This window comes from Enterococcus canis NBRC 100695, assembly GCF_001544375.1.
Lineage (GTDB): Bacteria > Bacillota > Bacilli > Lactobacillales > Enterococcaceae > Enterococcus_H > Enterococcus_H canis.
The window spans coordinates 69,517-88,243 of sequence record NZ_BCQJ01000004.1; the positions used below are offsets into that span (position 1 = coordinate 69,517).

Genomic DNA, 18,727 nt, shown 5'->3' on the forward strand with positions numbered 1-18,727 from the left:
TGAATCACTTTTTTGAAACAGCAGAAGATTTTTTTCTGCCATCTGTAATCATTATATCTAATGAAAAATAGAAAAGCTAGTGCTTTCTTGAAATTTATTTTTTATTATTAGTGTTATTTTAAGATAAAAAAGCACTTTAAATAATGGTATACACTATTTGATAAGAATTATAATGAGATTATCCTCATTGTTTTATCATATTGAAACAGGTATTAAAACAACACTCGTCTGTTACAATACAAGAGACAAAATGTTTTTCCGAAGCTTATTTTATCTGTGTAATTTTTGTTTTTTTTCAGTATAATAGAGAGACAACGAGTTCAAAAAGGAAAGAGATGTGACTATGGAGACAATTTTTTCAGGTATTCAGCCTAGTGGTATCCCTACGATTGGGAATTATATCGGTGCAATGAAACAGTTCGTTGAATTACAGCATGACGCAGATTGTTATTTTTGTATCGTGGATGAGCATGCGATCACTGTACCACAAGACCCACGCAAACTACGCCAGCAAATTTTAAGCTTGGCAGCGCTTTACTTAGCAGTTGGTATAGATCCAGAGAAAGCAACAATTTTTGTCCAATCCGAAGTAGCCGCGCATGCTGAAGCGGCTTGGATTATTCAATGCAATACTAGTATTGGTGAATTGGAACGGATGACTCAATTTAAGGACAAATCTCAAAAAGCTGGACGCACTGGTGTCAATGCCGGCTTATTGACCTATCCACCTTTAATGGTGGGGGATATTATCCTTTACAACAGTACCTTAGTCCCTGTTGGGGAAGATCAAAAGCAACATTTAGAATTGACCCGTGACTTTGTCGAACGTTTTAACAAACGTTATGGCCAAACAGGCCAAGAAATTCTCGTGATGCCTGAGGTTAAAATTGCGCAACATGGGCGGATTATGAGCTTACAAGAGCCGACTAAAAAAATGAGTAAGTCCGATGCAAATCCTAAAGGCTTCATCTCCATGCTAGATGAACCAAATGTTATCCGTAAAAAGATTAAATCAGCAGTGACGGATTCTTCTGGTGAAATCGTCTATGATCCCGAAGACCGACCAGGTATCTCTAACTTGTTAGAAATTTTTGCTTCCGTAACAAGCTTTAGCATTCCTGAACTGGAAGAACAATACGCCGGCAAAGGCTACGGCGAATTCAAAACAGACTTAGCTGAAGCGGTGGTCGCATTATTAGAGCCAATTCAAGCGCGTCATCAAGAATTATTAAATTCAGATGAACTCCATGAGATCTTAGACACTGGTGCAGACAAAGCCCGTTTCGTTGCTAACAAGACTTTGCAACGGATGAAAAACGCAGTGGGCTTAGGACGCAAGCCTCGTCGTTAAACCTCAATACTAAATTGAAAGGTCCGTGATCAATGATCACGGACCTTTTTTCATTTTCTAAACTGGGCATCATGCAAACGACGGTAGTGGCCATCACGAGCTAATAATTCTTCGTGGGTCCCCTCCTCTAATATGCCCTGTTCGCTGACTACAATGATGCGGGTGGCATGCTTGATAGTCGCCAAACGATGGGCGATGATCAAGGTCGTGCGCCCAGCGGAAAGACCATTCAACGATTCTTGAATCACTTGTTCCGTCTCCGTATCCAATGCGGAAGTAGCTTCGTCCAAAATCAAAATAGGCGGATTCTTCAAGAACATCCGGGCGATGGCGACCCGCTGTTTCTGACCACCAGACAATTTCACGCCTCGTTCGCCAATAAGCGTATCCAGACCTTCACTCATCTGCTGAATTACCGGTTCTAAATGGGCTAATTTGACCGCTTGTAAAATCTCAGCCTCTGAAGCATCCAATTTACCATAGGCGATATTTTCGCGAATCGTTCCCGGAAATAAAAAGACATCTTGTTGCACGATACCAATTTGACTTCTTAAGGAGGCCAACGTCATTTTTTGGATATTGATGCCATCAATAGTGATCTCGCCATCAGTCACTTCATAAAAACGCGGCAGTAAATTACATAGCGTTGTTTTGCCGGACCCGCTCTGGCCGACAAAGGCCACCGTTTCACCGGGTTCGATTTGCAGATTGATGTGGCTTAAAACTTTATGGCCGTCACTATAAGCAAAAGAAACATCTTGGTAGCGGATATTGCCAACTAAATGGGTCACGGCTTTGGCCCCAGGGCGATCTTGAATCGTCGGTGTTTTATCCAACTCTTCGGTCAATCGTTGGAAACCAGCAATGCCTTTCGGATAACTTTCAATCATGTTGTTAACCTTCTCAATCGGGCGCACAAAGACATTGGCAAACAGGATAAAGCTGACAAACTGCCCATTGGTCAATTCCCCTTGTATGACATAATAAGCGCCAAAAATCAAAGTAAATAAGTTGATCAAGCGAATCAAAAAGTAATTATAAGACGAACTCACCGCCATTACCCGGTAAAACATGATCTTCGACTGGCGGTACGCTTGATTCAGGCCTTCAAAACGGCGCCGTTCAAAAGCTTCGTTCGCAAAAGATTGCGTGACCCGAATACCACTTACAGAAGCCTCCACCCCAGCATTAAACTCCCCTGAATTGTCGTAGATTTTCGTATTGACCTTGGTCATCTTCTTATTGAAGAATAAAAGAGCAATGGAGATCAACGGCAATAGTACAAAGGTCGCAATTGCTAATTTGGCGTGGATATTTAGCATGAAAATAAAGGAACCTAAGAGGGTCATCACCGTAATAAACACATCTTCTGGACCATGGTGAGCCACTTCTGAGATTTCAAATAAATCCGTCGTCAAGCGACTAATCAACTTACCGGTTTTTTGATTATCGTAATACTCAAAGGGTTGCGTCTGCAAATGGCTATACAGTTCCCGCCGCATATCCGTTTCAATATTGACCCCCAGCTTGTGTCCAAAAAAGACCACGATATATTGCAAAGCAGTATTTAGCCCGTAAAAAAGCAATAAGCCAATACAAACTAACACAATCAGCCGGAAATTTCCTTGCGGCATAATATTATCAATGACCTGATTCACCACAATCGGGAAGGTCAATTCCAATAACCCTGCCAGTACAGCACAAGTAAAATCTAAAATAAAGAGACCTTTATATGGTCGATAATAGCTAAAAAAACGTTTCAGCATCCCCTCACCTCTTTCATTTGCCCATTATACGGAAAATTCAAACTTTTCGCAAAAAACGGTGTCAATCCTTGCACTATCAATTTTCAGTAAATCCTACTGTTTTTTTAAGTCGTTTAAGGTAATAAAAACCTTTATTTGACGGGCTTTTAGGGCTTTTCAAACAGCTATTTTTCGGCTAGAATGAACCCGTGAAATTTTTTTGAAAAAATGAAATATATTTTGAAAGGCGTGCTGATTTTTGATTCAAGCTGTAGTGTTTGATGTAGATGATACGATTTACGACCAACAGGAGCCCTTCCGCCGTTCCATCCACCAATTATTTCCCTTAGTTACTGAGGAAGATATGGCACCACTTTATATCCGTTTCCGCCATCATAGTGATACCACCTTTGAAAAAACGATCACCGGCGAGTGGACGTTAGCCTATATGCGCTGTTTCCGTATCAAAGCTTCCCTTAGTGACCTGGATTATCCAGATATTACCGATGAGGCGGCGTTGGCATTCCAACAAGTCTATGAACAAGCTTTAGATGAAATCGTGATGCACCCTGAAGTAGAACGGACCTTAGACTATCTAAAAGCCCAAAACATCCCGCTAGGTTTGATCACTAACGGCCCCACAGATCATCAATACAAGAAAATCAAGCAACTGAATTTAGAAAAATGGGTTCCTAGTGAACGGATTATCATTTCGCAAGCGGCCGGCTATCAAAAACCCGACCCACGTATTTTTGAATTAGCAGAAAATCTTTTTAACTTCGAGCCTACGACGACCCTATATGTCGGCGATAGCTTTGAAAATGATGTCGTTGGTGCTAAAAGTCGTGATTGGCATGCCCTTTGGTTTAACCATCGCGAACGACAACTGCCAACTGATGCCCAAGCCCTGCATGATGTGGAGTTAAGTAGTTTTTGTCAATTACCAGCCACCATCGAAGCGTTGTTTTAAAACGGCAAATCTTTGGCAACACGCCCCTTTTGCGCTAAAGTAGAAGTAAGGAGTGGATGCGGATGTTTGCTGTAACAGTACCTCATGCATTATTACGTTTAGGTCTCGCCATCGCCATGGGTAGTGCCATCGGCTATGACCGAGAACAAAAAAATCGCCCAGCTGGTATGCGAACCCATGTGTTGGTGTGTATTGGCGCTTGTGTGATTGCCATGATCCAACAAGAGATTGCCTCCCAAGCCATTGAATTTGCCAAAGACAATCTAGAAATCGCCACCGTGATTCGGTCTGATCAAGCCCGTTTGATTGCTCAAGTGGTGAGTGGTGTCGGCTTTCTAGGTGCGGGCACGATTATCGTGACCCACCATTCAATCCGGGGCCTGACAACTGCAGCCTCTTTATGGGCGACTGCCGGGCTGGGGTTAGCGGTAGGAATGGGCTATTATCAAATTGCTCTCTTAAGTTTTGTAGCAGTATTATTGGTCTTGGTTTTCTTGAAAAAGATTATTCATGTCAATGTACATCAACGCTTACAGATCAAGTACCGCAATAAGAATGCTACTAAGGCCTTCTTAAAAAACTATTTTGCCCAACACGGGATTACCGTGGATGACTTGGACTTCATTGTGGAGCAAAGTACCGATGGACCCGTCTATCGCAGCGTCTACGTGTTACATGTTCCCCGTGGCTTTAAGTATCCACAAATGATCGAAGATTTGTCTTTAAACGATGACATTCTTTCAATTCGGACGGTTACCGTCTAACGCAATAAAAAGCGGCGTCAAATGCGACCTACACATAAGGCCGTACTTGATGCCGCTTTTTAGTTAACTGCCCATGCTTAGAATCATACGGATATCTTCTTCCGTCAAACGCTGCAGTTGTTCTTCATTACCCTGGATAACCCGCTGGAACAGCTCGCGTTTTTCCTGTTGCAGTGCATCCATTCGTTCCTCAATCGTTCCTTCAGCAATCATGCGCCAAACTTCTACGACTTTTTTCTGACCAATCCGGTGAGCGCGCCCAGCAGCTTGTTCTTCCACCGCAGGATTCCACCATAGATCGTACAAAATCACTGTATCGGCTCCCGTTAAATTGAGCCCCGTCCCACCGGCCTTCATAGAAATCAAAAAGACATCCTTTTCATCTGCGTTAAAGGCATCCACCATTTGGATTCGATCTTGGGGTTTCGTGCTCCCCCGCAAATAGAAAGTCGTAAGGCCTCGTTTCGCCAATTCCGCTTCTAAAATACTCAACATCCCGGTAAATTGCGAGAATAATAGGACCCGCCGACCATTTTCTTTGGCCGTTTCTAACAAGTCTAAGACTTGTTCTAATTTACCTGAGCTGCCAGCGTAATCCGGCAAAAAGAGCCGCGGATCGTCACAGATTTGGCGTAAACGCGTCAAGCCCGCTAAAATATTCATGCGATTTTTACGGAAAGTTTGTTGATCCATCCCCGCCACTTCCGCCTGCATTTGACGTAAATAAGCCAAGTAGACCGTTTTTTGCTCTTCGGTTAAGACCGAATATAAATTACTTTCAATTTTTTCTGGCAAATCCTTCAAGACATCTTTTTTCTCGCGTCGCAACACAAAAGGCTGAATCATTGTAGCCACAGTCGCAGGCGTAAGTTCCCGAAATTGATTCTTAGGTGGAAACAAGCCCGGCAGAACCAGTTGGAACAGTGACCACAGTTCTTCCAGATTGTTTTCAATCGGCGTCCCACTTAAAGCAAAGCGATGGGGAATTGCCAGCGTCCGCAAGGCTTGCGCGGTTTTAGTCGCACTGTTCTTGACCATTTGGGCCTCATCTAGAATCAGATAGCCAAAGGTCCGACCTTGATATGCTTCGATATCTTGACGCAAGCTGGCATATGAAGTGATCCAAACATTGGCTGATTGTGCCAATAGTTGTTGCCGCTCTTCTTTGGTCCCGTTCACTACCACTGTCGTTAAGCTCGGCGCGAATTTACGAAATTCTGCTTGCCAGTTATAGGTTAAGCTGGCTGGCGCCACGATTAAGGCCGGGGTTGCTGCGGTTTTCTCAGACAACAAGTAAGCAATCGTCTGAAGTGTCTTTCCTAGTCCCATTTCGTCAGCTAAAATACCGCCAAACTGATAATGACTTAGCATTTTTAACCAACGATAACCCGTCACTTGATAACTCCGCAGCGTCGCCTGTAACCCTTCTGGTAATACTGCCGGAAACTGCTCTGGTGCATTGAGGTCCGTTACCATTTTCTCAAAGCTATCTGAAAAAGTGGCTCGGCCCCCTAAGGTTTCTTGGACATAAAGGCCTTGATTACGCGGCACTTGGATGGCACCGTCTTTGACTACGCCGCCCCGCAATTGCTGCAGCGCTTGGCTCGTCTCTTGAAACTCTTCTGAGTCAAAGGTTAAAATGGCACCGCTTTTCGTGGTATAGAAGGCTTCCTTTCGCAAGAGTGCCCGCAAAGCAGCATCAACCTCTTCAGCCTCAATCCCGCTAATGTCAAAACGCACAGATAACCAAGAACCTTCATCATTGACGGCCACTTCTGGTCGATATTGTTGCGCATCTAGAAAGAGTTCCCGCAGCTTTTTCCCCATCTTTACTTGCCCATAACGTCGTAAAAGGGGCAGCTCTTGGGTAAAAAATTGATAAAGCGCGGCCTCTTTTGGCAAAGCTTTCTCGTAGCCCGTCGCCGTTTTTGTAAAACCTAATTGAGGCAAAATCTGCAACGCAGCCGTCTCGCCACTACGATCCCGCAAGACCTCTTGCTGCACAGCTACCTCATGAGCAGGGTCCGTTGAGAAGACTGCCGGCTCATAATGAAAATCAACTCGCAGACGAATCTTCCCTTGCTGTTTCTTCAAGACATACTGGACTTCTAAAGGTACGGATAATACTTGCGCTTGAATAGCCGATTCCACTTGGACGTGGCCAATTTCCCTGAGCGCCGGTAACACATCCGTAAAGACGGCTGACAGCTCACTAGTCTCATAATGAACTATAGGCTCCTTCATCCGCTTTAATAGCTGTTGCAAGGTGCGGTAAATTGCTTCTTGCCGCACGCTTAACTGGTAGATTTGTCCATGAAAAAATAGCCAGTGATAGGGCGCTAGAAATAAGGTATGCTGGTCTAAAATCCGTAGTTCTGCGCCATTTACAGTCGTAACCAAATGAAACTCAACAGGTGGCAGACCTGGTTCGAAAGTCAGTTGCTGCAACGTTTCCGTCTCGGTAGTAAAGAATAGTCGGCCCGTATCTGCTAGTTCCTGCAGCAATGGCTGACCTGCCAGTGGCAATTGCAGGTAGCGACGCTCTTGTTTCCCCTTAATCATAATGGGGTCGACATTCAGTAATTGATTGTTTGCCTGAATCGTTGCTAATTGCGCCAACAATTGTTGATCTTGCGGTGCAAAGGCTTCTCTTGCTAACTGGAAGACTAGCCGATTCGTTGTGAACTCTCCTTCTGTCAAAAAGGTTTGTAAAAATTCACCGATATTTTTGACGATATAATTGCGTTTGGTTTGTTGATAACCAATTTTCAAACTGATCAATAGCAGACTATCCTCCGGATGATAAGGATTGAACAAATGGGGCTCTACATGATACTCAACTACTAGCTTACGACCACGTTTCGGCTTTTCCAACAAACGAGCGAAGCCTTTAGTGAACATCGTACCGGGTGTAAGTTTGGCAAAACCGGTCGCCGCAGTAATAATACGCGAAGTTCCCTGCTCTTTTAAATACAGCTCCACCGCAACCGTATGCTTGCAATAGCCGTGTTCCTGCCAATAGGGACACTCGCAATAATCTTTTTCTTTAGCTGTTCCATCTAGCTCCACCATATAAGGTTCTGTTCCTAAAACCTCGGCATGCCAGACACGGGCTTCTTGATCAGCTTCCACTGATAAGACCCGACCTTCTTTCAGGTATTGGCGCCCGCGTTCAATTGTTTTTTCTGGAATACTCCACTTCATGGGGGCCCTCCTCTATACTTTATACTCTACTCGGCTTTGACCAGTACCGCTGGTGATCACCTGCAGTTGTTGCGGAATTCGTTCTTTTAACTCCCGCACGTGGCTAATGATCCCAATCATGCGGCCTTCCGTTTCAATACTTTCCAAGGCTTCCATCGCCATCTCTAAAGATTCTTCATCTAACGAACCAAAACCCTCGTCGATAAATAGCGCCTCGATGGCTACACCACCCGCTTGTGCTTGGATTACTTCTGCTAGGGCTAGGGCTAAGGCTAGGGCAGCAATAAAGCTTTCGCCACCAGACAAGGTATGCGCACTACGACTAGCACCGGCGTTGTCGTCATACACATCAATCTCTAAACCTGACTGATTCTTATAGCTGCCCGCTTCAGCATTCAACAAGAATTGATAACGCCCATGGGTTAGCTGCCCCAGACGTTGATTGGCAACGCGTAAGACTTCTTGCAGATACGCTTGTAAAACATAGCGCTCTAAGCCGGTTTTTAATGGATTATTACCACTGGCCACATCCGCTAACTGCTGGAGCTCCGCCATCTGGGCCCATTCCGCCTGGTTCGCCGCCAGTCCCGCGGATACCTCTTCAAAAATTCGTTGGTTACGGTCATAGCGATTTTTTTCAGTTAAATAACGCTCCTGCTGCTCTTGCCAAAGATTGCGAGCGGTGGTTACCGCTGCTTCTAATGGTGCTAATTCTGGCTGTGGTTGTTGCGCAATTTTTTGTTGTAATTCAGCTAACCGCTGATTAGTCAAAGCAACTTGCTGCTGGTAGTCTGCTGCGGCCTCTCTTAACTCTGGTAATTGCGGCAACGCCGTCAGCCAGCTTTGTAAAGTGGTCTCTGTTAGCTGGCGGCTATTTAACACCGCTGTTACTTTTTCTTCCTGCAGTTCTTTCGTAACTAAGGCTGCCGTTAATTCTTTTTGTTCAGCCGTAATTTCAACTTCTAAACGAGTCGCCGTAGCGCTGGCTTCCTGCAAGGTCTGCTGCGCTTCAGCGTATGCTTGTTCCCATTTTTGGTAGGTCGCTTGTAACGCTTTTACCTTCGCCAATACCTCCGCTTGCGAGGTTGGCGGCAATTGAGTTGCCAGGCTTTTAAGCTCACCGGCTAATTGCGCCAGTTGAAGTGTCCGTTGCTGACTCCGTTCGGTTAATTCTTGGCGCTGCACTTCTTGGGCCTGCGCGCGGTCCGCGGCTTGCTCCAATTCAAGTAATGTAGCCGCCGCGGCTTGTTGTGTCTTTTCAGCCGTTTGTAGTTGTGCTTGCAATTCAGCCTGAAGTTCTGCTGGCTCACTTTGCAGTTGCGGATACCGTTTTTTAAAGTCTCGCCACTCGGCTAGCCAAGCCGTTTGTTGGCGGGCTAATTCTTGGCTTTTCTCTTCATAAGCCGCTTTTAAATTAGCATACTGGGTTTCGAGGCGGGCCACCTCAGCTGTCGCCGCCTGCCAAGCTGCTTCGGCTTGTTGAAAACGGGCTTCTGTCTGTTCCTCAACTTCCGTAGCCACCGCTGGCTGGGGATGTTCTAAAGAACCACATAGCGGACAAGCAGTCCCTGGCAGTAAATCTTTTGCCAATCGCGCAATCTGAGCTTGCGCCCAAGCACTCTGTCGTTTCGTTTTTTCTAACTCAGCCTCCGTTGCTCGTTGCTTTTGCTGAACTAACTGTTTTTTTACTGTCGCAATCGGCGTTTTTGCTAGTCCCGTCATAGCTTGTTGCCACTGATCTCGCTGCTGGGCCAGCGCTTGCCACTTCTCAGCCATTCTAGCAACTTCCTGCTCTTGTTCTCGCGCGGCATAAACGTTAGCCTGGGCTTGGGCTAGCTCTTGATTAGTTGGTCCCGTGATAGCCAACGTCGCTAACAATTGCTGATCTCTGGCGGCAGCTTGTTGGAGCTCTCGCTGTTGTTCTAGTAATACCGATTGCTGTTGAAAACGGGGTAACAGTTCTTGCAGGCGCTGAGCTTCATTTTTCTGGGCTTGCATCTCCGTTTCTTGTTCTTGTAACTTGGCTAGAGTGGCTGTTTTTTCCGCCACTACTGCTTGGGCAAGCGGTAGTTTTTCCAGCAAGTTTGCTACCGTAGCCTGACGTTTCGTAACAGCTAAGCGACTCTCCGTAGTTTTAGCCAATAAAGCCTCCTGCTGACCGGCCCATTCCAACTCCTTGATCCGTTCTAGACGCTGTTCTTGCTCAGGACGCAATAGTTCTAACTGGGCTTGCTGGGCTTGTCGTTTGCTTTGCTCTTGATACCATTCCGTCAAGCGCTCGGCTTGCTGCAGAACTTGTTGGGCCGCTTCCATCGCCTGAAACCGCGTCAACTGCTCAGCTTCCAAATGCGTTAATTGCTCTTGATGAATAGCTTGGGCTTGCTCTAGCGCTAGCAACTGCTCGGCCACCGTTACACCCGGCAACGCTAACTCCGTTTGATCCAATTTCCCCTGTAACCGCTGCATGACTGCTTCTAGCTGTTTATGGGTTTGTTTTGCCTCATTTTTAAGCCATTCGCTCCACTGCCGATAGAAATCCGTACCAAATAAGTTCCGTAGCAGCTGTTCTTTATTGTCGCTAGTGGCGGTAAGAAAGGCGCGAAAATCACCTTGCGGCAGTAAAACAATTTGGGCAAACTGCTTGGCATTCAAATGTAAAAGTTCTGTGATTAACGCTGCCACTTCACTAGTTTTGCTATATTCCTGCAACTCTTTACCGCTGGCATCATAAACTTTCAGGCTGATTTTACTAGGCTGGACGCGAGTACCTGACCCGCGTTTTTTTAGTAATTCCTGTTCCGGGGTCCGCTTCAACTGGTAGGTATGTTGTTGATGTTCAAAGGTAAATGTCACTTCTGTTGGACTGTCCGGTTGGGCAAAAGCTGAACGCATCTCTTTACCTTGCCGCTCATCTCCTGAGGTAACACCATATAAGGCATAGCACATCCCATCAAAAATGGTCGTTTTACCGGCGCCCGTTTTACCACTAATCAAAAAGAGCGACTGTTGCTGAAAACGATCAAACTCAATGGTCTCCTCGACAAAAGGACCGAAATTTTTCAATGTCAGTTTTACTGGAATCATTGTTCCGCCTCCTTGATAGCCGCCAAGCCACGAGCCAACCAGTCGCTTTGCGTTGCCGTCAGTGTTTCATTGGTCGCTTTTGTAAAAAACTGTTGGAAAAGCGCTGGGGGCGCTAACTGCTGAACCGGCTGAGCCAAGGTCGTCGTTTGAGTTTGGCGGGTTTGACGTTCAACTTGTAAAATGTAGGGATAAACGGCTCGCAAACGATTCATCATATTAGGAATGACCGCGCGATCCGTCAATTGAATCGCTAGAAAAGCATCTCGTTGAATAAGTTCGTAGTAAGCCGGATCTAATAACTCCTGAAAGCTCGCGGTTACTAGCTGAATATCCTTAGGCGGGGTGATTTCGCGGAACTGGCAATCAAAATGATCCGGTCCGACATCGACAATCCACACCCCTTTTTGCTGGGTCCGTTCTGATAATGAATATTTCAGCGGCGAACCACTATAACGCACTCGCTCGGCTTTAAGCGCATCTTTACCATGCAGGTGCCCTAGAGCCACATAATCAAAATCCGCCAAGGCACTAAGAGAAATACCATCTAAGCCGCCAATGGTCAAAGTCGTCTCTGAGTCGGTCCGACTGCTGCCACTGACGAAAAAGTGTGTTACTAAGACATGTGCTTTGGCTGGATCAAACTGTTGTTTCATTTCAGCCAAAACATCAGTAATCGCTGCTTGAATCGTTTTATACTCTTGCTCAAAATATAAACGAGCCGCAATCGGTTCAAAATAAGGCAATAGAAAAACCTGCGTATCGGGAAATTCAATTGGCTGGAAAGCCTCCGCTAACTTTGTGCGCAAATAAAACTCACTTTGGCTAAACCAGGCACTCCCTGTTTCTAAACGAATTGGGCTATCATGATTACCGGAAATTGCTAATAAGGGCCAACCATCCGTAAGATTCAATTGTTGGATCCATTTATTAAACAGCTCTACGGCGTCTGTCGCCGGTACGGTACGGTCGTATAGATCCCCGGCAATCACGATGGCGTCTACCGCCTCTGTCGCGGCAATCTGCCGAATCTGCTGAATTGCCTGCTCTTGTTCCTGTAACAAGTCATAACCGTGGAGTTTCTTGCCAATATGCCAATCAGCTGTATGTAAAAAGCGCATCTTCTCCCTCTCTCCCTAAAAAAGTCCTTCTCTCATTATATCATTTTCTCTATCCTACGAACAAAAAAGAAACAGCGGTCTTAATCCGCTGTTTCTCCTATTTGATTTCGTATTTGAATGTAGGGTCAATTTCTTGATCCAGTTGCTTAAAGGCAGCTTGCAAGCGGCGTTCTGTCTCTTCAATACCATCTTTGTCAATTTTAGGAATATCACTGATATCAATAGGATCGCCGAAACGAATGACTACGCGTTTACGTTTAAATAAGCCACCTAAAGTTAATGGCCCTTGATAGACTGCTGGCACGATACGAACCTTCGCCATTTTGGCAATCAAGGCTACTCCGCCCTTCAAGTCTTCTGAATGACGCGTGCCGCTTGGAAACATAATTAAACCAAGGTCTGTATTTTTCAATAATTTGATTGGCTTTTTAATCGCACTTGGTCCTGGCTTGTCGCGATTTACCGGAAACGCATTAGCATGGGTCAAAATAAAACGCAGAATTGGATTTTTAAAAAGCTCTTCCTTCGCCATAAAGCTGAATTTTTTTGGTGACGCTGCAACAGCGAAATAAAGTGGATCCCACCAAGTACGGTGCGGTCCAACAAGAATGTAGTTTTCGTCTTGAGGTAATTTTTCTTTATTCTGGTAACGAGCATTGCCATTGATCAAAAATAAAATGATCCGAACAGCTGCTCGTGCAAATCGATAAAACATCACACTGCCTCCTTCTCGCTATAGTATGCCGAAAAACGACCCTTTTGACAAGCACTTTTTGCTTTTCTGAGGAAATGTGCGTATACTGTTTTCGAAGATTAGATAAAGGAGTCAGTGCCGTGGAACCACAATTATTAGCCGGGGAACGAATCGATCAGCTTTTCGCCCAAAATATCCAAATCATCCAAAGTCCTGAAGTGTTTTCCTTTTCACTAGATGCTGTCTTATTAGCCAATTTTCCGCAATTACCGAAACGGGGACAAATTGTCGATCTTTGTGCTGGTAACGGGGCGGTAGGTTTGTTTATGGCGCATAAAACAAACGCCCACATTACGCAGGTAGAATTACAGCCGCGCTTAGCTGATATGGGCCGTCGCAGTATTCAACTAAATCAATTAGACGAACAAGTCACGATGCTGAATCTAGACTTAAAGGACGCCACTCAAGCCATCGCACCCGATTCCGTCGACTTGGTAGTCTGTAATCCACCCTATTTCAAAGAAGCGCCAACTAGCCAAAAAAATCCTAATCCCCATTTAGCAATCGCCCGCCACGAATTGCATACAACCTTGCAAGAGGTGATCCAAGTATCTGCAAAGCTTTTAAAAATGAATGGTCGACTGGCGCTAGTTCATCGTCCTGATCGTTTTCTAGAAATCATAGCAGCGATGGATCAAGCTGGCATTGCGCCTAAACGGGCCTGCTTTGTCTATCCAAAAGAAGGTAAGGAAGCTAATATGTTACTGATTGAAGGCATTCGTCATGGGAAAAAGGACGGCTTTCGCGTATTGCCACCGCTAGTGGTCTATCAAGACAATGAGTATACACCAGCTGTTAAGGAGCTTTTATATGGCTGATCATTACTTTTATGTTTTACGTTGTCATGATGACACCTTTTACGGCGGCTATACCACCGACCCTAAGCGTCGCCTCGCTGAACATAACCGCGGAGTCGGTGCAAGATACACGCGCCTAGCCAAACGCCGCCCTTTACAAATGATCCACCTTGAACATTTTGCCACTCGTAGCGACGCCACTAAGGCGGAGGCCGCGTTTAAAAAGCTGAATCGGCGACAAAAAGAACAGTACTTAAAAACAACCACCAGTTTTTCCCTTGAGGAATAAACTGGTGGTTGTTTAGTTTTCTTCGGCATGGGTTGCCCAAACACTTTGATTGCCTGTAAAGGATTTTGGAATGACACCATCTACTGATTCATAGGTACGTGCCTGCCACTTTTCGGGAATCACTAATTCATCTAAAAAATCATTCGTTGTTTGGAAAAAGCCGATGTCTGCAAATTCAGAACGACTCAATTGGTAGCGAACACCCACCAATTCGGCCGCGTCTTGTTCAGCAAAAGTCGCGTGATCTCGCAAATATAAAATCTGTCCACGAAACTTAAAGTAAAAAGAGTCGTGAGCCTGTCCTAAGTATTCCACTGCTTCTGTGGCTGGCTCTTTTTCATAAATACCTAAGGCTTCGATGCCCACCCGATTCTGGATACGTCTAAAGGAGGCTAACGTATCGTCATCATAGTATTTGTAACCAACAAAGACCTTCTCTCGGTCGCGAATATTCGGCATTACGCCACGATTCAATGTTTCGAATGTTTGGTAATAGTTGGCAATACCCCAATATGCGCCCAAAAGCCCCACAATCAACACCCCCGCTAGCAGTGCCACTTGCTTACTGTAACGGTAGTAATGGTAAATAAGAGCAAAAATCACCACCATGACCAAGATACCTGCTGCAATCATCATGATAGGGACGATTGTTGTAAAAAAGAGTTCTCCATGGCGCCAGTAAGCCGCACTAATTTCTTTAACGGTATCCATCTCACACCTCGCTTTAAATAGTGCCTTCATCATACCTTACAAGAAAAGGACTGACAAGCTCGACTCGTTGCAAGTCAGCTTATCAGCCTTTTCTTACTTCAATAAACTTTGGGCAACCAGCGAGGCATAGGCCGCGCGCCCTTCACCATTGACGTGGACACTATCATCATAAAACCATTCTGGATGATCATTGGCAGCTTGATACCAATCAATCAGTGTCAAATTGTCGTATTTATCAGCCATCTGCTGCAAGCTGGCATTGACTTGGTTTTGCCAGCGGCTGTTAGGATCACGCATGGTCATCCAGTACACTTTGCGGTTCCCCAAGGCTTTCATAAACTCTGCAAACTGTGTCTCTGTAAAAGGTCCATTTGTCCCTAATCCCACTAAGATCGTGTCGGTTAGTAAGCCTTCATCTGCCATTTTTTTAACTTCATCAACACTGGCATAAAGTTGGCGCCCCTCTTCTGCGTCCAAGACTAATTTTGGAAACAGTTCCTGTAATTCAGCCCCTGCGCCTAGCATAACTGAGTCCCCAAAAGCGGTGATTGGAATCTTTTGGACTTCCTGTAACTGCGCATCCGTTAAGCCATAGTACTGTGCCAGCTTGGTCGTCGCTGCATCCGGCTTTTCAGTGGACTCCGTTTTTTCTGATGTCTCTGTCGTTTCAGTTGTTTGCTTTTTCGCATCAGCCTTCGCTTTTTCTCTACGTTCCGCCGCTTGTTGCTTATTCTTTGCAATCTGTTCTTGCAAAGCTTGTTGCTGCGCTGAAACTTGATTACTAGGTGCAGTTGCCAAGCCAACGATTGCAATCAGCGTGACCAGCAGCGTAGGTATCACCCAGCGCGCGCCTTTTTGTAACGGCTGACGCAACGACTGCCAGGTTGATTGCCATGTGATCTCACGTCGTAAAAATGGACGTTCAATCAAGCGGTAAGATAACTCACTAATCCCCAGAATCAGGACCAACTCAATCAACGTATACAAAAAGACATGGTCGCTTAAATTCTTCAACTTATCCTCAAAGAAAATCATAATTGGAAACTGATACAAATAGATACCATAGCTACGCTTGCCAATCCAAGTGAAGATTGGATTAGTCAGCCATTTATTCCAACTAGCTCCGGGATGAGCCACTACAGCCACTAATATTACTGCTAAAAGGCTAGTCAGAACCATCCCACCATAATAAACGAAGGCATAGTGATCTGCTAAGAAAAATAATGACCCCATTAAGCCTAATAAGGCAACAGCTCCCGCAATATTCAAAACCATTTTAGCCTGACGCGGAATATTTTCGCGCAAATGGGTACTCGGCCAAACAAAAGCCAACAGTCCTCCCATTAAAATCGAGAAGAGGCGCGTATCAGTACCATAATAAACCCGTGTCGGATCCGCTCCTGGTGCGTAAAGAAAGGCCATCAATAAAATTGAGACCAAGGTCAGCCCACCTAAAAGTCGCAGAATCCACTTCTGCTTCAAAAATTTCTTCATCAGGAGATAAGCAACCGGCCAAAATAAATAGAACTGCCCCTCTACCGCCAGTGACCAAATATGAGTGAAAGGCGAGCCACCACTAAAATTGTCAAAATAGGACAGCCCCTGGTTGATTTGCCACCAGTTATTATAATAAAGCAAGCTACTGAGGACCACGCCCCGCAAATTGTTTAGCAAATTCTGCTGGAAGACGGTAATATACGCTGCGGCGGCAATCAGCATCACCACCATTGCTGGATAAAGTCGCCGCATGCGCCGTAAGTAAAACTGCCCCACCTTGATTGTACCGTTCTGTTGCCACTCTTGCTGCAACAGGTCAGTAATTAAATAGCCCGAAACTACGAAAAAAATTGGCACGCCGAGGTAACCGCCCGCCATTTTGGTTGGTAATAAATGATAAAAAATCACGCCAATGACGGCTAACGTCCGGATACCGTCAAATCCTGTGATATATCGACTTTTCATTAATCGCTTCATGATCATAACCCATCTTTTCTACTAATATGTTGTTAACTATACGGAGATTATTTGAGAATAGCAAGCATTCTCACGCCAAGTTTCTAAAGAGTTTCTTAAATTTTTCAGCTCACTTCGATTGTGAATGTTTTTTATTAAATCGTACTTTTTAAAAATAAGTTTTCTTCTTTTTGACGAAATTGCTTTCTTTCTTGGCAAACCACGCTTTGCGAGGATAAATATTTGCAGCTGATTCCAACAAATAGTACGATTAAAGTGTTACAAATAAACCAGGTTATCTAAACAGGAGGAAATTTCATGAAAGTTGTTGTTATCGGCGCCGTTGCCGGTGGTCCTTCATTTGCCACCCGTTTGCGCCGCCTAGACGAAAATGCTGAAATCACCATGTATGAACGTGGCGAACATATTTCTTACGCTAGTTGTGCCCTACCTTATTACTTAGGAGGCGTGATTGAAGACCGTGATTCTTTAATCGAACGGACACCTGAAATTTTAAAAGTTAAAAATAATATCGATGTTCTTATTCAACATGAAGTGATTAAAATCGACCCAGAGGCTAAACAAGTTGTGGTTAAAAACTTAATGACTAACGAAGTCTTTAACGATTCTTATGATAAATTGATTATCTCTGCCGGCGCACGGCCAACTTTGCCACCAATCAAAGGTGCTAACGACATCAACAATGGCTTTGTCCTACGTAGTGTGACGGATGCAGATAAGATCAAAACTTTTATGGAACAACACTCACCGAAAAAAGTAACCGTGTTAGGTGCTGGGGTCGCTGGTCTGGAACTAGCTGAAAACTTCCAACATCGCGGTATGGAAGTGACGGTTATCGATCAACTACCACAAGTAGCCTTCCCTTATGATGCCGAAATCGCTGACTTGATTTATGAAAAACTTGTGGCAAATAATATCAACGTTATTTTGGAACAAACTGTCACAGCTATCACGTCCGATGGTAAAACGGTGACTTTAGCCAATGGCGATACTTTAGCAACAGACATGATCATTTTTGCTACCGGGGTTAAACCTAACAATGAAGTAGCCCAAGCAGCGGGTGTTAAATTAGCTGATGATCAACACATCATTGTGGATGACCAATTGGCCACCAACATCACTGACATTTATGCAATTGGGGATGTCATTGAAACGACTAGTGCCATCACTGGTTTAGCCGTTCCTAGCATGCTCTCTAGCGCTGCCAATCGGCAAGGACATATGTTGGCTGATATTTTAGTTGGCAATCCGATGCGTTACCGTGGTTTCGTAGGCGCTGGCGTCGCTAAAATCTTTGATTATACTGCCAGCTATGTGGGCTATACGGAACATATGCTACAAGCCGTGGGCATCACTAACTACAAAACAATCTTCATCACACCCTTTGACCACGCTTATTTCTATCCTGATGCCAAACGTTTGAATTTGAAACTGATTTTTGAAGAAAAGACCGGTAAAATTTTTGGTGGACAAGCAGTTGGCGAACGCGGAGTGGACAAACGTATTGGTGAGCTTTCCGTAGCTATTACCGGGAATCTCAGCGTCTTTGACTTACCTGACTTAGAGTTACCTTATTCACCACCCTATTCAACAACCCGCGACCCACTAAATACCGCAGGTTATGTGGCTATTAACCAATTATCTAATGTCGTTACAACAATCAAAGCCACGGATATTCCGGCAGAAGACTTACAAAATGCCTTCTTCTTAGATATTCGTGAACCTGACAAAGCCAAATCCGGCAGCATTGAAGCAACGGCTAATATTCCTATGAATGAATTACGGGATCGCTTGAATGAATTGCCAAAAGACAAAAAAATCTACATTACCTTCCGTAAGGGGTTGAATACCTATACTTCTGCTCGTATTTTGGCGGGAGCTGGTTTTGACGTCGTGATGATTGAAGAATAGTGTAAAGATAATACGAGTTACCGAAGACTTATCAAAGGACACCAGAAACATATTT

Annotated in this window: 13 protein-coding genes; 6 read left to right on the forward strand and 7 right to left on the reverse strand. The window is 44.8% G+C overall.

The window, feature by feature from the left end:
* Positions 1 to 343: 343 nt before the first annotated feature.
* Complete coding sequence (gene trpS / locus ECA01S_RS07385) at positions 344 to 1,351, forward strand: tryptophan--tRNA ligase (protein ID WP_067393379.1); 1,008 nt, start codon at positions 344 to 346, stop codon at positions 1,349 to 1,351.
* A gap of 50 nt (positions 1,352 to 1,401) precedes the next feature.
* Here trpS and ECA01S_RS07390 read toward each other — a convergent pair whose 3' ends face one another.
* A complete protein-coding gene (locus ECA01S_RS07390; protein ID WP_067393381.1) occupies positions 1,402 to 3,117 on the reverse strand; it encodes an ABC transporter ATP-binding protein in 1,716 nt (571 codons plus the stop codon).
* Positions 3,118 to 3,355: 238 nt separating this feature from the next.
* On the opposite strand from ECA01S_RS07390, the gene ECA01S_RS07395 reads away from it, so the two are divergent.
* Complete coding sequence (locus tag ECA01S_RS07395; RefSeq protein WP_067393384.1) at positions 3,356 to 4,066, forward strand: HAD family hydrolase; 711 nt, start codon at positions 3,356 to 3,358, stop codon at positions 4,064 to 4,066.
* A gap of 62 nt (positions 4,067 to 4,128) precedes the next feature.
* Positions 4,129 to 4,830 (forward strand): MgtC/SapB family protein, encoded by a 702-nt coding sequence (locus ECA01S_RS07400; RefSeq protein ID WP_067393386.1) that lies wholly within the window; start codon positions 4,129 to 4,131, stop codon positions 4,828 to 4,830.
* Positions 4,831 to 4,893: 63 nt separating this feature from the next.
* Here the strand turns inward: ECA01S_RS07400 and ECA01S_RS07405 are convergent, their stop codons facing one another.
* The 4 genes from ECA01S_RS07405 to ECA01S_RS07420 form a co-directional block, all read right to left on the reverse strand.
* Positions 4,894 to 8,034 (reverse strand): DEAD/DEAH box helicase, encoded by a 3,141-nt coding sequence (locus ECA01S_RS07405; protein ID WP_067393395.1) that lies wholly within the window; start codon positions 8,032 to 8,034, stop codon positions 4,894 to 4,896.
* A gap of 12 nt (positions 8,035 to 8,046) precedes the next feature.
* Positions 8,047 to 11,118 carry an AAA family ATPase gene (locus ECA01S_RS07410; RefSeq protein ID WP_067393398.1) on the reverse strand — a complete coding sequence of 1,024 codons (3,072 nt, stop codon included), beginning with the start codon at positions 11,116 to 11,118 and terminating at the stop codon, positions 8,047 to 8,049.
* On the reverse strand, positions 11,115 to 12,236 hold the full coding sequence (locus tag ECA01S_RS07415; RefSeq protein WP_067393400.1) for an exonuclease SbcCD subunit D: 1,122 nt from the start codon (positions 12,234 to 12,236) through the stop codon (positions 11,115 to 11,117). Before ECA01S_RS07415 ends, ECA01S_RS07410 begins: the two co-directional genes overlap by 4 nt.
* 97 nt (positions 12,237 to 12,333) lie before the next feature.
* The gene (locus tag ECA01S_RS07420) at positions 12,334 to 12,951 is read right to left on the reverse strand and encodes a lysophospholipid acyltransferase family protein (protein WP_067393403.1); all 618 of its coding nucleotides are present in this window, start codon (positions 12,949 to 12,951) and stop codon (positions 12,334 to 12,336) included.
* Between the two features lie 119 nt (positions 12,952 to 13,070).
* On the opposite strand from ECA01S_RS07420, the gene ECA01S_RS07425 reads away from it, so the two are divergent.
* Together ECA01S_RS07425 and ECA01S_RS07430 are read left to right on the forward strand one after the other, a co-directional pair.
* Entirely contained in the window at positions 13,071 to 13,808 is a 738-nt protein-coding gene (locus ECA01S_RS07425; protein ID WP_245631203.1) for a tRNA1(Val) (adenine(37)-N6)-methyltransferase, read from the forward strand.
* A complete protein-coding gene (locus tag ECA01S_RS07430) occupies positions 13,801 to 14,076 on the forward strand; it encodes a GIY-YIG nuclease family protein (protein WP_067393409.1) in 276 nt (91 codons plus the stop codon). The genes ECA01S_RS07425 and ECA01S_RS07430 overlap by 8 nt, the downstream gene beginning before the upstream one ends.
* 12 nt (positions 14,077 to 14,088) lie before the next feature.
* On the opposite strand, the gene ECA01S_RS07435 is transcribed toward ECA01S_RS07430, so the two are convergent.
* Both ECA01S_RS07435 and ECA01S_RS07440 read right to left on the reverse strand, forming a co-directional pair.
* A complete protein-coding gene (locus ECA01S_RS07435) occupies positions 14,089 to 14,787 on the reverse strand; it encodes a hypothetical protein (protein ID WP_067393411.1) in 699 nt (232 codons plus the stop codon).
* A gap of 93 nt (positions 14,788 to 14,880) precedes the next feature.
* Positions 14,881 to 16,767 (reverse strand): acyltransferase family protein, encoded by a 1,887-nt coding sequence (locus ECA01S_RS07440; RefSeq protein ID WP_143139605.1) that lies wholly within the window; start codon positions 16,765 to 16,767, stop codon positions 14,881 to 14,883.
* 291 nt (positions 16,768 to 17,058) lie between these two features.
* Between ECA01S_RS07440 and ECA01S_RS07445 the strand changes: the two genes are divergently transcribed.
* Positions 17,059 to 18,672, forward strand: a complete 1,614-nt coding sequence (locus tag ECA01S_RS07445; protein ID WP_067393414.1) for an FAD-dependent oxidoreductase — start codon at positions 17,059 to 17,061, stop codon at positions 18,670 to 18,672.
* The last annotated feature ends 55 nt before the right edge of the window (positions 18,673 to 18,727 follow it).

Coding starts and splice junctions, on each gene's coding strand:
- ECA01S_RS07440 (WP_143139605.1), bottom strand. CDS start 16,767: ATGATCATGAAGCGATTAATGAAAAGTCGATATATCACAGGATTTGAC.
- ECA01S_RS07435 (WP_067393411.1), bottom strand. CDS start 14,787: ATGGATACCGTTAAAGAAATTAGTGCGGCTTACTGGCGCCATGGAGAA.
- ECA01S_RS07445 (WP_067393414.1), top strand. CDS start 17,059: ATGAAAGTTGTTGTTATCGGCGCCGTTGCCGGTGGTCCTTCATTTGCC.
- ECA01S_RS07430 (WP_067393409.1), top strand. CDS start 13,801: ATGGCTGATCATTACTTTTATGTTTTACGTTGTCATGATGACACCTTT.
- ECA01S_RS07390 (WP_067393381.1), bottom strand. CDS start 3,117: ATGCTGAAACGTTTTTTTAGCTATTATCGACCATATAAAGGTCTCTTT.
- ECA01S_RS07400 (WP_067393386.1), top strand. CDS start 4,129: ATGTTTGCTGTAACAGTACCTCATGCATTATTACGTTTAGGTCTCGCC.
- ECA01S_RS07410 (WP_067393398.1), bottom strand. CDS start 11,118: ATGATTCCAGTAAAACTGACATTGAAAAATTTCGGTCCTTTTGTCGAG.
- ECA01S_RS07405 (WP_067393395.1), bottom strand. CDS start 8,034: ATGAAGTGGAGTATTCCAGAAAAAACAATTGAACGCGGGCGCCAATAC.
- ECA01S_RS07415 (WP_067393400.1), bottom strand. CDS start 12,236: ATGCGCTTTTTACATACAGCTGATTGGCATATTGGCAAGAAACTCCAC.
- ECA01S_RS07420 (WP_067393403.1), bottom strand. CDS start 12,951: ATGTTTTATCGATTTGCACGAGCAGCTGTTCGGATCATTTTATTTTTG.
- trpS (WP_067393379.1), top strand. CDS start 344: ATGGAGACAATTTTTTCAGGTATTCAGCCTAGTGGTATCCCTACGATT.